Origin of the sequence: Pantoea ananatis PA13, assembly GCF_000233595.1 — a bacterium.
GTDB classification, from domain to species: domain Bacteria; phylum Pseudomonadota; class Gammaproteobacteria; order Enterobacterales; family Enterobacteriaceae; genus Pantoea; species Pantoea ananatis.
In genome coordinates, this window is record NC_017554.1 from 3,665,386 (window position 1) to 3,679,552 (window position 14,167).

Consider the following 14,167-nt stretch of genomic DNA (forward strand, 5'->3'; position numbering starts at 1 on the left):
TAACATTTTCACCTGAAGCGAACAAATAGCCTCAACGCAATCGTTGTTATGCCGTGAAGCGTGGCAACATTTCGGTCGCAGCGGCGCGTGCCATACGATCGATTTCGATGACAGCGTCCACTGAATCCGGTTCCTGGCCGTGCTGCGATGACAGCACTGCGCTGTTTAACGCTGCGATATCGGTAAAACGAATTCGCTGATTCAGGAACGCCGCCACGGCGATCTCATTGGCAGCATTAAGCGTGGTGGTGGCCGCCTGCCCGGCCTCGCAGGCATCAATTGCCAGTTTAAGACAGGGGTAACGGCCAAAATCAGGTTCTGAGAACGTCAGCGCCGACATGCGGGTAAAGTCCAGCGGTGTGACCCCAGCGTGAATACGCGCTGGCCAGGCCATACTGTGGGCGATAGGGGTTCGCATGTCAGGTGAACCTAACTGTGCCAGCACGCTGCCATCGCAGTAACGCACCATGGAGTGGATCACCGATTGGGGGTGCAAAATCACTTCCATCTGCGCGGCACTGGCGTTGAACAGCCAACGAGCTTCAATGTATTCAAGACCTTTATTCATCATGGTGGCCGAATCAACCGAGATTTTACGCCCCATTGACCAGTTCGGATGTGCACAAGCCTGATCTGGCGACATATTGCGCAGATCCGCTAAATTTGTGTCACGAAAAGGGCCACCCGATCCCGTAAGAATAATCGACTCAATGCCGTTATTCTGCAGGTCAGCGTAACCTAACTGATGCTGGATGGTAGCGGGCAAACTCTGAAAAATCGCATTGTGCTCGCTGTCTACCGGCAACAGCTGCGCCTTATGCTGGCGCACCGCCTCCATAAATAAACGGCCGCACGTCACCAGGGATTCTTTATTCGCCAGCAGGACGGTTTTACCCGCGCGAATCGCTGCCAACGTGGGCAGTAAACCTGAGGCGCCCACAATCGCCGCCATCACCTGGTCAACCTCATCCAGCGCGGCCAGTTCACAGGCTGCCTGAACGCCGGAGAGCACTTCAGTCTTCACCTTCAATGCTCTCAGTCGCTCACGTAGCGCAACAGCGGCTTCTTCGTCTGCCATCGCCGCATAGCGGGGTTGGAACTGTACGCACTGCTCAGCCATCAGGGCCACGTTTTTACCGGCAACCAGCGCGGTGATCTGATAGCGCGTAGGATTGGCACTGACGACTGCCAGCGTGCTGGTGCCTATCGAACCGGTTGAACCGAGCAGAGTTAATCGCTTCATAATGCTGTCCATGTAGAGGTGAAAGCGTGGGGCACAATGTAAAACGCCGCCAGAGGTGACATTCTGTCAGAATGCCTCTCTGTACGGCGTTTTGGTCGGCGATGATGGAATCAGAAGTCCATCAACTCCGCTTCTTTTTCGGCCAGTGCCGCATCAACTTTCTTGATGTGCGCATCGGTCATTTTCTGGATTTCATCCTGCGAACGACGTTCGTCGTCTTCGCTGATTTCTTTATCTTTCAGCAACGCTTTGATTTTATCGTTGGCGTCGCGACGAACGTTACGTACAGACACACGTCCCTGCTCGGCTTCACCGCGTACGATTTTAATCAGATCTTTACGACGCTCTTCCGTCAGCGCAGGGAGCGGAACACGAATGTCCGAACCCGCTGAGTTTGGATTGAGGCCAAGATCGGACGCCATAATCGCTTTTTCAACGGCCGGGCCGAGAGAGCGATCAAACACGTTGATTTTCAGCGTGCGGGAGTCTTCAACGGTAACGGAAGCCAGCTGACGCAGTGGCGTCGGCGTACCGTAATATTCAACGATAATGCCGTCGAGCAGAGAAGGTGAAGCACGGCCTGTGCGTACCTTGCTGATAGTGGTTTTGAATGCCTCGACGCATTTGTCCATGCGCGTATCAGCATCTTTTTTAATGTCGTTAATCACGTTAAAACCCTTGGATTCGGTTTGACCTGGCCAGTTCCGGCATCACCGGAAGCGGGATCGATAATCATCGATAATCCTGACTGGTGCACGGCTAAACATTACCGCACTGACAGAATATACCTTATTTTATCTCGCCTCGGGTATTAATGCGTAATCAGGGTACCTTCTTTTTCACCCATCACTACGCGACGCAATGCGCCAGGTTTGTTCATATTGAAAACGCGGATTGGCAGTTTGTGATCGCGCGCCAGCGTAAACGCGGCGAGATCCATCACTTTAAGCTCTTGATCCAGCACTTCCGCATAAGTCAGTTTTTCATACAGCGTTGCATCAGGGTGCTTCACCGGGTCGGCCGAGTAAACACCGTCAACTTTCGTGGCTTTCAGCACCACATCCGCTTCGATTTCAATACCACGCAGACAGGCGGCTGAATCCGTCGTGAAGAAAGGATTGCCCGTACCCGCAGAAAAGATAACCACACGGTTATTACGTAACAGGCTGATGGCTTCTGCCCAGCTGTAGTTATCGCAAACGCCGTTGAGGGGAATCGCGGACATCAGACGGGCATTGACGTACGCGCGGTGCAGTGCATCACGCATCGCCAGGCCGTTCATTACCGTAGCAAGCATCCCCATGTGGTCACCCACAACGCGGTTCATGCCCGCCTGCGCCAGGCCGGCTCCGCGGAACAGGTTACCGCCGCCAATCACAACGCCCACCTGGATACCCAGCTCGACCAGTTCTTTGACTTCCTGAGCCATGCGGTCAAGCACGCTCGCGTCGATACCAAAACCCTCTGCACCTTGAAGTGCTTCGCCACTGAGTTTTAGCAGGATACGTTGATAAACAGGTTTTGCGTTGGTCGCCATGGTCAATTCGTCCTGGAAGATATGATGAATAAGAAGTAATTCCGATCAATCATCCGCTTAGAGCAAAAGAATTACTATTGGGATGAAACTGAAAACGTATCTTTTGCCTGTGGCAGACAAAAAAGAACCGCCATCTGGCGGTTCTTTCAGATCATTAAGACTGTTTGGACATTGCTGCAACTTCAGCAGCAAAATCAGTCTCAACTTTTTCGATGCCTTCGCCCACTTCAAAGCGGATGAAGTTGATCACGTCAGCGCCCTGCTCTTTCAGCGCCTGGCCAACGGTTTTGCTTGGATCGATAACGAATGCCTGACCGGTCAGAGAGACTTCACCGGTGAATTTCTTCATACGGCCTTCAACCATCTTCTCTGCGATCTCTTTTGGCTTACCAGACTGCATCGCGATGTCCAGCTGAACCTGGTATTCTTTATCAACCACTTCCGCAGAAACGTCTTCTGGCTTAACAAACTCAGGTTTGCTTGCCGCAACGTGCATTGCGATCTGTTTGATCAGATCTTCGTTAGCGCCTTTGGCAGAAACCAGAACGCCGATACGTGCGCCGTGCAGGTAGCTGCCCAGTTCTTCGCCTTCCAGAAGAGCAACGCGACGAATGTTGATGTTCTCGCCGATTTTAGCAACCAGGGCAACACGTTCTTCTTCGAACTGTGCTTTCAGCACTTCAACGTCGGTGATGCGGTCAGCCGCAGCAGCGTCAAGAACTTTATCAGCAAACGCCTGGAAACCACCGTCTTTTGCTACGAAGTCAGTCTGGCAGTTCACTTCCAGAATCACACCGTAGTTACCAACGATTTTGGTTTTGATTACGCCATCAGCAGCAACGTTACCCGCTTTTTTCGCTGCTTTAATTGCGCCAGACTTACGCATGTTTTCAATCGCCAGCTCGATGTCGCCGCTCGCTTCAGTCAGCGCTTTTTTGCAGTCCATCATGCCTGCGCCAGTACGCTCACGCAGTTCTTTTACCAATGCAGCGGTAATTTCAGCCATTCCAGAATCCTCGGTTCGTACCTGAGCACAAGTGCGTCAGAAGGTACTTATTTGCGGAAAATTTACTCTGTCCCGCCGTCCTGAACAGGGGCGTAACAGACTTGGATAAAATAAAGGGGCCATGTTTGGCCCCTTACAGATCACATCTGAATGCTAAGGGCTCTTATGCAGAGCAAACCTTAATTAAGCGTTTTCTAAAGACGCTTCTTCAGCCTGCTCAGCCAGATCCTGAGAGCGGCCTTCGCGAACGGTGGTCGCAACGGCAGTCAGGTACAGGTTGATAGCACGGATCGCATCGTCGTTACCTGGGATAACGTAATCAACGCCATCTGGATCAGAGTTAGTATCAACGATAGCAAATACTGGGATACCCAGGTTGTTTGCTTCTTTGATTGCGATGTGTTCGTGGTCAGCATCGACAACAAACAGTGCATCCGGCAAACCGCCCATGTCTTTGATACCGCCCAGGCTGTTTTCCAGCTTGGCCAGTTCACGAGCGCGCATCAGCGCTTCTTTCTTGGTCAGTTTGTCGAAAGTGCCGTCCTGAGACTGCGTCTCAAGCTCTTTCAGACGTTTGATAGACTGACGAACGGTTTTCCAGTTGGTCAGCATGCCACCCAACCAGCGGTGGTTTACGAAGAACTGGTCGCAGCTCAGTGCAGACTCTTTGATCGCTTCGGCAGCAGCGCGCTTAGTACCAACGAACAGAATCTTACCTTTACGGGAAGAGATTTTGGTCAACTCAGCCAGAGCGTCGTTGAACATTGGTACAGTTTTCTCAAGGTTGATGATGTGAACTTTGTTACGCGCACCGAAAATGAATGGCTTCATTTTTGGGCACCAGTAACGGGTCTGGTGACCGAAGTGAACACCAGCCTTGAGCATATCGCGCATGGAAACAGTTGCCATGATTACTACCTCTAGTTTAATTGGGGTTGGGCCTCCATGTATCCCATACAACCGACCTCTTTCAAGGCACCCCGGCGTATGTGTCGATACATGTGTGTTTTATTACACATAGTGAGATTATTGCGTTTCCCGCTGACCTTAACGGCCATACAGAGAATCGTCGGCGCGCTTTATACCACAATCACGCTTTGGACGCCAATAAATGTTCGCTTACGGCCTGTGGTGCGTTCTCTGTTTGGCAGCCCTTTTGGCTTACTGTTAACATGAGAGCACAGCATTCATTATCGCTGAAAATTTCAGCAGCAGCGGAATAATTTAATGGCAATCTCAATTAAAACCCCCGAAGAAATCGAAAAAATGCGCGTCGCTGGCCGCCTCGCCGCCGAAGTGTTAGAAATGATCGAACCCCATGTGCAGCCTGGCGTGACCACGGGTGAACTGGATCGTCTCTGCCACGAACACATTACGCAGCATCAGCAGGCGATTTCTGCCTGCCTGGGTTACCACGGTTTTCCGAAATCCGTCTGCATCTCGGTAAATGAAGTGGTCTGTCACGGTATTCCGAGCGACGATCGTCCGTTGAAAGATGGCGACATCGTTAACATCGACGTGACCGTGATTAAAGACGAGTACCACGGCGATACCTCGAAAATGTTTATCGTCGGCAAGCCGACGATCCAGGGTGAGCGCCTGTGCCGCGTGACTCAGGAAAGCCTTTATTTATCACTGCGTCTGGTGAAGCCGGGTATTCGCCTGCGCGAGCTGGGCCGCGCTATCCAGAAATATGTTGAAGCGAATGACTTCTCAGTGGTGCGTGAATACTGCGGTCATGGCATCGGCAAGGGCTTTCATGAAGAGCCACAGGTTCTGCACTACGATGCAGACGACAGCGGTGTCGTCCTGCAGGCCGGCATGACCTTTACCGTGGAACCGATGGTGAACGCCGGTGATTATCGCATTCGTACCATGAAAGACGGCTGGACGGTGAAAACCAAAGATCGCAGCTTGTCGGCGCAGTACGAGCATACTATTGTGGTGACGGATAACGGCTGTGAGATTTTAACCCTGCGTAAAGACGACACCCTTCCCGCGGTGTTAGTTAACCAGGCGTAATTCCTCCCCTGATAAAAGGCCGGCGCTCTGCCGGTTTTTTTATGGTTACTGATGAGAACGCTGCATGAGCCTGTCGCAAGAAGTGAAAAACGGTCTGAATGATTCGCCTGGCGAGTGGCAGGACGATCAGCTATCACGTGAAATACTCAAGCAGCGCCTGGAGTGCTTTCAACAGCACCTGGCGGCGGCCTTTGATAGCGGTGAGGCGGCAGAGAATCTGATTCATGCCCGAACCCTGTTTATCGATCGCCTTCTGCGTCGCCTGTGGCGTTACTTTGGCTTCGACAGCATGAAATCCATCGCTCTGGTTGCTGTCGGGGGTTATGGTCGGGGTGAGCTTCACCCGCTTTCCGATATTGACATATTGATTCTCAGCCGCCAGCCGCTTAACGAAGAGGCCGCCCAAAGCGCCAGCGCGCTGCTGACGCTGATGTGGGATCTCAAACTGGAAGTGGGCCACAGCGTGCGTAGCCTTGAAGAATGCCTGCTGGAAGGCCTATCCGACCTGACGGTGGCGACCAACCTGATTGAAGCGCGGATGCTGGCCGGTGATGTCGCGCTGTTCCTCGAACTGCAGAAAAATGTCTTTAGCGATGGCTTCTGGCCGTCGTCCCGCTTTTTTGCCGCCAAAATTGAAGAGCAACAAGAGCGTCATACGCGCTATCACGGTACCAGCTACAACCTGGAACCGGATATTAAAAGCAGCCCGGGCGGTTTACGTGATATTCATACGTTACAGTGGGTTGCGCGACGGCACTTCGGCGCGACAACGCTCGACGAGATGGTGGGCTTTGGCTTTCTGACCGACGCCGAACGCGCCGAACTGAATGAATGCCAGGCCTTTCTCTGGCGGATTCGGTTTGCGCTGCATCTGTTGCTGCCGCGTTATGACAACCGGCTACTGTTCGATCGCCAGCTTAGCGTTGCCCAGCGCCTTCAGTATCAGGGCGAAGGCAACGAGCCGGTTGAACGCATGATGAAGGATTTTTATCGCGTCACGCGTCGTATCGGCGAACTGAACCAGATGCTGCTGCAGTTGTTCGATGAAGCCATTCTGGCCCTCTCTACCAATGAAAAACCCTGCGCTATTGATGATGACTTTCAGCTACGGGGTAACCTGATCGATCTGCGCGATGAAACGCTGTTTGATCGGGAGCCTCAGGCGATAATGCGCATGTTTTACGTCATGGTACGCAATGACAATATCAAAGGGATCTATTCGACCACGCTGCGCCGCCTGCGCCACACACGTCGCCACCTTAAGCAGCCGCTCTGTCAGTTGCCTGAAGCACGCCGTCTGTTTATGTCGATCCTGCGTCATCCCGGTGCGGTCAGTCGTGCATTAGTCCCGATGCATCGCCATAGCGTACTCTGGGCCTATACGCCACTCTGGGGTCAGATCGTTGGGCAGATGCAGTTTGACCTGTTCCACGCCTATACCGTGGATGAGCACACCATTCGGGTTCTTCAGAAGCTGGAAAGTTTTGCCAACGAAGCGACGCGTCCACAACATCCTTTATGCGTTGAACTCTGGCCGCGCCTGCCTCAGCAAGAGTTACTGCTGATGGCGGCGCTGCTGCATGACATAGCGAAAGGACGTAACGGCGATCACTCTGTTCTTGGCGCGCAGGATGCGCTGGAGTTCGCCGAGATGCACGGCCTTAACTCGCGTGAAACGCAGCTTGTCGCATGGCTGGTACGGCATCATCTGTTAATGTCCGTGACCGCGCAGCGTCGTGATATTCAGGACCCCACGGTGATTCAGCAGTTCGCCGAGGTCATGCAGAACGAAAACCGACTGCGTTATCTGGTGTGCCTGACGGTGGCTGATATCTGCGCCACCAATGAGAGCCTGTGGAACAGCTGGAAGCAAAGTCTGCTGCGAGAGTTGTTCTTCGCCACCGAAAAACAGCTGCGTCGCGGCATGGAAAACAGTCCGGATCTGCGGGAACGCGTACGTCATCACCGCCTGCAGGCGCTGGCGCTGCTGCGTATGGACAACATCAATGAAGAGCGGTTACATCACATCTGGAATCGCTGTCGCGCCGACTATTTTCTGCGCCATACGCCCAACCAGATTGCCTGGCATGCCCGCCACTTACTGGGACACGATCTTAATCAACCGCTGGTGCTGGTCAGCCCGCAGGCAACGCGCGGCGGGACCGAAATTTTTATCTGGAGTCCCGATCGCCCGCACCTGTTCGCCGCCGTGGCAGGAGAGCTGGATCGTCGCAACCTCAGCGTGCATGATGCGCAAATTTTTACCAGCCGCGATGGCATGGCGATGGATACCTTTATTGTACTGGAGCCGGATGGCAGTCCCCTGTCGCCCGATCGTCATGCGATGATCATTCAGGCGCTGGAGCAGGCGATAACCCAGAGAGAGTGGGTGCCACCGCGCACCCGCCGTCAGGCCGCCAGGCTTAAGCACTTTAGCGTGGATACCGAAGTGAATTTCCTGCCAACTCACACCGATCGCCGCAGTTATCTGGAGCTGGTAGCCCTGGATCAGCCCGGTTTACTGGCGCGCGTGGGGGAAGTGTTTGCCGATCTCGGCGTCTCTCTGCATGGTGCGCGCATCAGCACCATTGGCGAGCGCGTGGAAGATTTGTTTATTTTAGCCAATAGCGAACGCAAGGCACTGGATGAGGAAATGCGTCAGACGTTGCAACAACGGTTGACAGAAGCCCTTAATCCAAACGATAAAGTGTGACCCGCTTCAATTTGTGAACATCAACTTTTTACCCGTGCCGGTCACTGGCTGGCACCACAAATGACAGATCAGGAAAAAATATGCAACAGTTACAGAGTGTTATTGAATCTGCCTTCGAACGTCGCGCTGACATCACCCCGACCAGTGTGGATACTGAAACCCGCGAGGCGATTAATCAGGTTATCGCCAAACTGGACAGTGGTGAACTGCGCGTTTCTGAAAAAATCGACGGCGAATGGGTAACGCATCAGTGGCTGAAAAAAGCCGTTCTGCTCTCTTTCCGCATTAATGACAATCAGGTGATGGAAGGGGCTGAAACCCGTTTTTACGACAAAGTGCCAATGAAGTTTGCCGACTGGGACGATGCGCGCTTCAAAGAAGCCGGCTTCCGCGTGGTGCCGCCCGCTGCCGTTCGCAAAGGGGCTTTTATTGCGCGCAACACGGTTCTGATGCCTTCCTACGTGAACATCGGCGCCTTTGTGGACGAAGGCACAATGGTTGATACCTGGGCAACCGTCGGTTCCTGTGCACAGATTGGTAAAAACGTACATTTATCCGGTGGTGTAGGAATCGGTGGCGTGCTCGAGCCGCTGCAGGCCAACCCCACCATCATTGAAGATAACTGCTTTATTGGCGCACGTTCTGAAATCGTTGAAGGCGTGATCGTTGAAGAAGGCTCCGTGATTTCAATGGGTGTTTATATCGGTCAGAGCACCAAAATTTATGACCGCGAAACCGGCGAAATCCACTACGGTCGCGTGCCTGCCGGCTCGGTCGTGGTATCCGGTAACCTGCCGTCTAAAGATGGCCGCTACAGCCTTTACTGCGCAGTCATTGTGAAAAAAGTTGATGCGAAAACGCTGGCGAAAACCGGCATCAATGAACTGCTGCGTACGATCGACTAATCTGTCGGACGGGCTGTACAGCAGCCCGTCATCTTTTGTTTACAGCTGTTACGGGTAATGTTGTTTTTCTACACGAACCAACAGGTGCGTTTACTTTTCATCCAGGTCATAATTCGCGCCAGTTAAATCCTGTTGCGCACTGATTCATGTTATTTATGTCTATAGTCATTAAGTCATGAACAATTCTGCGCGCCTATCATTTGGTGGAAAATAATTATGTATGACAATATTAAGAGCTTAGGCATTAGTAACCCTGACGATATCGATCGCTACAGCCTGCGTCAGGAAGCGAATAACGATATTTTGAAAATTTATTTCCGCAAAGATAAAGGTGAATTTTTCGCCAAAAGCGTGAAATTTAAATATCCTCGCCAGCGCAAGACCGTCGTTGCTGATAACGCGTCACAAGGCTATCGCGAAGTGCAGGAAATCAGCCCGAACCTGCGTTATGTGATCGATGAACTGGACCAGATCTGCCAGCGCGATCAGGTGGAAGTCGATCTGAAACGTAAAATCCTTGATGATCTGCGTCATCTTGAAGGCGTCGTTTCCCATAAAATCGCCGAAATTGAATCCGATCTGGAAAAACTGACCCGCAGCGGCCGTTAATTATTTCAGATTTACATCAGGCCAGCCGCATTAAGTGTGATTCACTTGACGCGTCTGGCCTTTTTTATTGGCAATCTGCGCGGCTATCGCCTGAGTAACACCACATCACGTAGCACCTCTGCTGAGCCGGTACGCCATTCAGGACGATCAATCCAGGATTGGTAACGTTCTGACTTAAGTGTGACGTCAGCCAACAGCAGTAAGGGGATTAACCGCTCGCTTTGGCGTTCGCGGGTTTTCCACGGCCAGCGGCGTGATGGATCGCTAAAGGGCGCCATATAATCCAGCGCCGCCAGTAGCGAGCCACCCTGCTTGTTTTGATAGTGCCAGAGATCGTCCAGCCCACGCTGAGAAGCTAACGCCGCGATAGCGGTTAGCGCCTGCAAATTAAAGACGCTGTAATGAAAGGAGCGGGTTCGCGCCAGCTCAAGTGGCTGAGTCCCCTCTTTCTGTATTTGCCCATCAATTTTTCGTTTGGCCAGCGCCGACATATCAGCGATCACCGTGTTTTTGCCCAGGTAAGCGGCAATACCGGCAACCTGTACGCTGTACCAGCTGCCATGATTATTTGGGGCATCCCGCTCCTGTTGCGCCAGCTGGCTGGTCTGCAGCCAGCTAAGATAGTCACTGAACCAGCGATGTAACGCCGCCTCGTCGCTGTCGCGCCAGCCGGGTGACTGGCGCAACAGCACCAGCGCATCAACAATGCGGGTCGCAAAATAGCGCCCATCCAGTACGCCATCATGACGGCCAGGCGTCCTGCCTGGAATCCCCTGGGCATAATTCAGGTTTGGATTCATACGGCTGGCAGGATCGATAAACCAGTGGCGGATCATCGATTGTGCTTTGCTGGCATAGCGTGCATCGCCAGAAAAGAACCAGGCCAGCGAGAGTGTCTGTACATCTGCGCTAAAGCGCGCCAGCCGCACGCCGTCGGTTTGGTTATTTTTCGTGTCGGGATTAATCTCACCATCCCGACGAATCCAGGGCAACCCCGTTTTCTGCTTTCCGTCCGGCCACCAGTAGGCGCTCAGGCTCAGATAGTCATGCCGCGATCCGCTGGGCGGCATCAGCCCCTTATCCATCACGCTGGGATCGGGCTGGCTGAGCGCCTTTTCTGCCTGATGTTGCAGCTGACGCCAGGCCTGTTCCGTCAGTGTGCTCGCCTGATGATTCTGCAAAGCCTGCCGGGTATTCATCAGGGCATCAGTAGAGAGAAAAATCAGGCTGTCAGGCCGTGCCTGGCAGGTAAACGTAACGATTAGCAGGCAAAGTATGGCGGGCAATATACGCATCGGGCGTCCTCATGGTTTCATAAGCAGCGTCATCAGCCCTGCTCATCCAGCTGTAACGCAATATACAGCAGTAATCGATCGTCAAAATGACCAAGGTTCAGTCCGGTTAACTCAGCGATCCGATTCAGTCGATACTCCAGCGTATTACGATGAATAAACAGCGCGCGTGATGTTGCGCCGGGCTGGACGTTATTGCTGAACCAGGCGCTTAAGGTCCGGCGCAGTAAACCGTTGCTGTCCATGCTTTTCAGTTTTTCCAGCGGACGTGCCAGCTCGTTCGCCTGCCAGCCACCGCGTAAACTGTCCAGTAATACCGGCAGCATCAGATCCTGATAAAAATAGCTGCGGACGTCTGGCATGCGCTGCTTTCCAACGGCCATGGTGGTGCGCGCAGTGCGGTAAGAGCGGGCGATGCTGCCCGGACCGGTAAAGAAGTTGCCCAGCGCAATACGCATGCGCAGATGACCGCTTTCGTTCATTCGCTGCATCAGTTGCTCAACCCGCTTGCGATGATCGTGACGGTCGTAACGTCCGTGTGTGTTTAATGCCGGTTTCAGTACGACCATTTCGGTTAGCGACACAATGGCTATCAGGTTATCCCGAACGGGGGTGGTGAGTAAGGTTTGCAGCTGCTGTAATTCAGACATGGCGCTGTCCACGCCTAACTGCCCGCTGTCGACTTCGATCACCGCCACCACGCGGGGCTGATTAAGATCGATCCCCAGGCGCTGTGCCCACTCTGTCAGCTGTGGCGTCAGCGCATCACTTCTTATCAGGTTGAGCACCAGCTCTTCACGCAGTCGGCTGTCCTGAGCCAGCATATGTAATAGTCGGGCCTGCTCCAGCATCATCTCTGCCGCCATACAGACTAATTCGCCATAGTGACGCAGTGCGCCCGGCTCGCCTGTCAGGCCAATGACGCCCACGATCGCCCCGTCAATACGTAGCGGAAGGTTGATGCCTGGCCGCACGCCGTGCAGATGTTTTGCCACAGCATCGTCGATATCCACGATGCGCCCCTGAGACAACACCAACAGCGCGCCCTCATGCAACTCCCCGATGCGCTCCCTGTCACCACTGCCAATGATTCGCCCACGCGCATCCATCACGTTGACATTGCCATCAATGATTTTCATGGTGCGCGCAACAATTTCCTGCGCCAGCCGCGCGTCGAGATGACAGGTAGCCATCCTTATCTCCTGAGTCATATGAGAGGAAGGACAGAATAGCCGTGTGACACGCGGAGAACATTATGCATTCGCCCATAGCCGCGCCGGCTTTGGCAGAAATGCGGCAGGCATCACATTTGTGATCTGTGCCATAAAAAAGGCGGACCGAAGTCCGCCTGATAAGCATCAAGCAGTGATTACTGCATCAGCAGGTAGAGCGATGTGTCGCCACGTTGCACATTCAGCGCCAGTACCGGTGGTTTGGTATCGAGGATCTTGCGTAGTTCCCCTAAGTTGGTTACTGGCTGCTGGTTGACGCCAAGAATCAGGTCGCCTTTTTTCAGACCCACTCTTGCCGCCGCACTGCCCGCTTTCACGCTATCGACCCGCACGCCTTTCTCTTTGCCTGCGTTATTACTCAGATCTGCACCTTCAATGCCGGTGTAAATCGTAGCGGACTGCACTTTGTCCTGGGTGCTCTGCTGCAGCTGCACGGAGACATCCAGCGGTTTGCCATCACGCAGCAGGCCAAGCTTCAGCGTCGTGCCTACCGGTAAAGAGCCGACTTCAGCGCGCAGCGAGGCAAAGCTGGTGAGCGGCTTGCCGTTCATAGAAACGATCACGTCACCCGCTTTAATACCGCCTTTCGCTGCTGCGGAATTGGGCACGACCTGACTAACAAAGGCGCCGCGCTGCGCATCGACCTTCATCGCTTTAGCCAGTTCAGAGTTGAGCTCTGTTCCCATGATACCCAGCTCACCGCGTTTCACCTGACCATACTCCACCATCTGTGCGGTCAGGTTTTTCACCATGTTGCTGGGGATGGCAAAACCAATACCAATGTTGCCGCCGTCTGGGGCCAGAATCGCGGTGTTAATACCAATCAGCTCACCGTTGAGGTTCACCAGCGCGCCACCCGAGTTACCGCGGTTAATCGCGGCATCGGTCTGGATAAAGTTTTCGTAGTTTTCAACGTTGAGGCCGCTGCGTCCCAACGCCGACACGATGCCCGAGGTTACGGTTTCGCCCAGACCATAGGGATTACCGATTGCTACGGTATAATCGCCAACGCGCAAATTATCGGAGTCAGCCATTTTAATGGCGGTCAGATTTTTCGCGCCTTCCAGCTGAATCAGCGCTATATCCGAGCTGGGATCTTTGCCGATGACTTTGGCGTCGTAGCTACGACCATCGCTCAGTTTGACCTGAATTTTCGTCGCATCGTTGACCACATGGTTGTTGGTTACCACATAGCCTTTTTCTGCGTTAATGATCACGCCAGAACCCAGCGCTCTGAATTTTTGCTGCTGCGTATCCGGGCCTGCAGGCGCACCGCCGCCGCTCCCGCCCGCGCCCTGGCACAGCGGCGAGCCCATGAACGGAGAACCGTCCTGACAGAAAGGCGAATTATCGCCAAAAAATTGCTGGAACTGCTGCGGCATACGCGGCGTTTTGACCGTTGTACTGCCTTCCACGCTGATGCTCACAACGGAAGGCATCACCTTCTCCAGCATGGGGGCAAGGCTTGGCAACGGCTGGCTTGGGGAAGATGAAACGGAAGAGGATGTCTCCGCAGCGAAAGCACTCACAGGGGTCAGTGCCATGCCAAGACTAAGCGCCAGAGCGCTTAACATTAACGAGGTTTTTTTCATTTTGGTATCTCACAAT

12 protein-coding genes are annotated in these 14,167 nt (G+C 53.4%); 4 read left to right on the plus strand and 8 right to left on the minus strand.

Going from position 1 to position 14,167, the window contains the following annotated elements:
* Positions 1-46: 46 nt before the first annotated feature.
* The 5 genes from ispC to rpsB all read right to left on the minus strand — a co-directional run bounded on the left by ispC (position 47) and on the right by rpsB (position 4,695).
* Positions 47-1,243: a 1-deoxy-D-xylulose-5-phosphate reductoisomerase gene (ispC, locus tag PAGR_RS17465; protein WP_024472048.1), complete on the minus strand. Its 1,197-nt coding sequence runs from the start codon at positions 1,241-1,243 to the stop codon at positions 47-49.
* Positions 1,244-1,353: 110 nt separating this feature from the next.
* Positions 1,354-1,911 (minus strand): ribosome recycling factor, encoded by a 558-nt coding sequence (gene frr / locus PAGR_RS17470; protein ID WP_013024688.1) that lies wholly within the window; start codon positions 1,909-1,911, stop codon positions 1,354-1,356.
* A 143-nt stretch (positions 1,912-2,054) separates the two neighbouring features.
* Positions 2,055-2,780: a UMP kinase gene (gene pyrH / locus PAGR_RS17475; RefSeq protein WP_006117760.1), complete on the minus strand. Its 726-nt coding sequence runs from the start codon at positions 2,778-2,780 to the stop codon at positions 2,055-2,057.
* A gap of 154 nt (positions 2,781-2,934) precedes the next feature.
* Positions 2,935-3,786 (minus strand): translation elongation factor Ts, encoded by an 852-nt coding sequence (gene tsf, locus PAGR_RS17480; protein WP_013024686.1) that lies wholly within the window; start codon positions 3,784-3,786, stop codon positions 2,935-2,937.
* A 183-nt stretch (positions 3,787-3,969) separates the two neighbouring features.
* The gene (rpsB, locus tag PAGR_RS17485) at positions 3,970-4,695 is read right to left on the minus strand and encodes a 30S ribosomal protein S2 (protein WP_014592960.1); all 726 of its coding nucleotides are present in this window, start codon (positions 4,693-4,695) and stop codon (positions 3,970-3,972) included.
* Between the two features lie 318 nt (positions 4,696-5,013).
* Between rpsB and map the strand changes: the two genes are divergently transcribed.
* The 4 genes from map (at position 5,014) to PAGR_RS17505 (ending at position 10,035) form a co-directional block, all read left to right on the plus strand.
* Entirely contained in the window at positions 5,014-5,808 is a 795-nt protein-coding gene (map, locus tag PAGR_RS17490; protein ID WP_013024684.1) for a type I methionyl aminopeptidase, read from the plus strand.
* A gap of 64 nt (positions 5,809-5,872) precedes the next feature.
* A complete protein-coding gene (gene glnD / locus PAGR_RS17495) occupies positions 5,873-8,521 on the plus strand; it encodes a bifunctional uridylyltransferase/uridylyl-removing protein GlnD (protein ID WP_013024683.1) in 2,649 nt (882 codons plus the stop codon).
* An 80-nt stretch (positions 8,522-8,601) separates the two neighbouring features.
* Entirely contained in the window at positions 8,602-9,426 is an 825-nt protein-coding gene (gene dapD, locus PAGR_RS17500; RefSeq protein WP_013024682.1) for a 2,3,4,5-tetrahydropyridine-2,6-dicarboxylate N-succinyltransferase, read from the plus strand.
* A 216-nt stretch (positions 9,427-9,642) separates the two neighbouring features.
* Positions 9,643-10,035: a DUF3461 family protein gene (locus PAGR_RS17505; protein ID WP_006117754.1), complete on the plus strand. Its 393-nt coding sequence runs from the start codon at positions 9,643-9,645 to the stop codon at positions 10,033-10,035.
* A gap of 83 nt (positions 10,036-10,118) precedes the next feature.
* Here the strand turns inward: PAGR_RS17505 and PAGR_RS17510 are convergent, their stop codons facing one another.
* From PAGR_RS17510 to degP, 3 genes are all read right to left on the minus strand, one after another.
* On the minus strand, positions 10,119-11,330 hold the full coding sequence (locus PAGR_RS17510; RefSeq protein WP_014592956.1) for an alginate lyase family protein: 1,212 nt from the start codon (positions 11,328-11,330) through the stop codon (positions 10,119-10,121).
* A gap of 32 nt (positions 11,331-11,362) precedes the next feature.
* Positions 11,363-12,520, minus strand: coding sequence for a CdaR family transcriptional regulator (locus tag PAGR_RS17515; protein WP_014606551.1), 1,158 nt, complete (start codon positions 12,518-12,520; stop codon positions 11,363-11,365).
* Positions 12,521-12,696: 176 nt separating this feature from the next.
* Positions 12,697-14,151, minus strand: coding sequence for a serine endoprotease DegP (gene degP, locus PAGR_RS17520; RefSeq protein WP_013024679.1), 1,455 nt, complete (start codon positions 14,149-14,151; stop codon positions 12,697-12,699).
* Between the last annotated feature and the right edge of the window lie 16 nt (positions 14,152-14,167).

Bases quoted from the DNA above. Each gene is read 5' to 3' on its own strand.
- ispC (WP_024472048.1), bottom strand. From the start codon at position 1,243: ATGAAGCGATTAACTCTGCTCGGTTCAACCGGTTCGATAGGCACCAGC.
- pyrH (WP_006117760.1), bottom strand. From the start codon at position 2,780: ATGGCGACCAACGCAAAACCTGTTTATCAACGTATCCTGCTAAAACTC.
- tsf (WP_013024686.1), bottom strand. From the start codon at position 3,786: ATGGCTGAAATTACCGCTGCATTGGTAAAAGAACTGCGTGAGCGTACT.
- rpsB (WP_014592960.1), bottom strand. From the start codon at position 4,695: ATGGCAACTGTTTCCATGCGCGATATGCTCAAGGCTGGTGTTCACTTC.
- map (WP_013024684.1), top strand. From the start codon at position 5,014: ATGGCAATCTCAATTAAAACCCCCGAAGAAATCGAAAAAATGCGCGTC.
- glnD (WP_013024683.1), top strand. From the start codon at position 5,873: ATGAGCCTGTCGCAAGAAGTGAAAAACGGTCTGAATGATTCGCCTGGC.
- dapD (WP_013024682.1), top strand. From the start codon at position 8,602: ATGCAACAGTTACAGAGTGTTATTGAATCTGCCTTCGAACGTCGCGCT.
- PAGR_RS17505 (WP_006117754.1), top strand. From the start codon at position 9,643: ATGTATGACAATATTAAGAGCTTAGGCATTAGTAACCCTGACGATATC.
- PAGR_RS17510 (WP_014592956.1), bottom strand. From the start codon at position 11,330: ATGCGTATATTGCCCGCCATACTTTGCCTGCTAATCGTTACGTTTACC.
- PAGR_RS17515 (WP_014606551.1), bottom strand. From the start codon at position 12,520: ATGGCTACCTGTCATCTCGACGCGCGGCTGGCGCAGGAAATTGTTGCG.
- degP (WP_013024679.1), bottom strand. From the start codon at position 14,151: ATGAAAAAAACCTCGTTAATGTTAAGCGCTCTGGCGCTTAGTCTTGGC.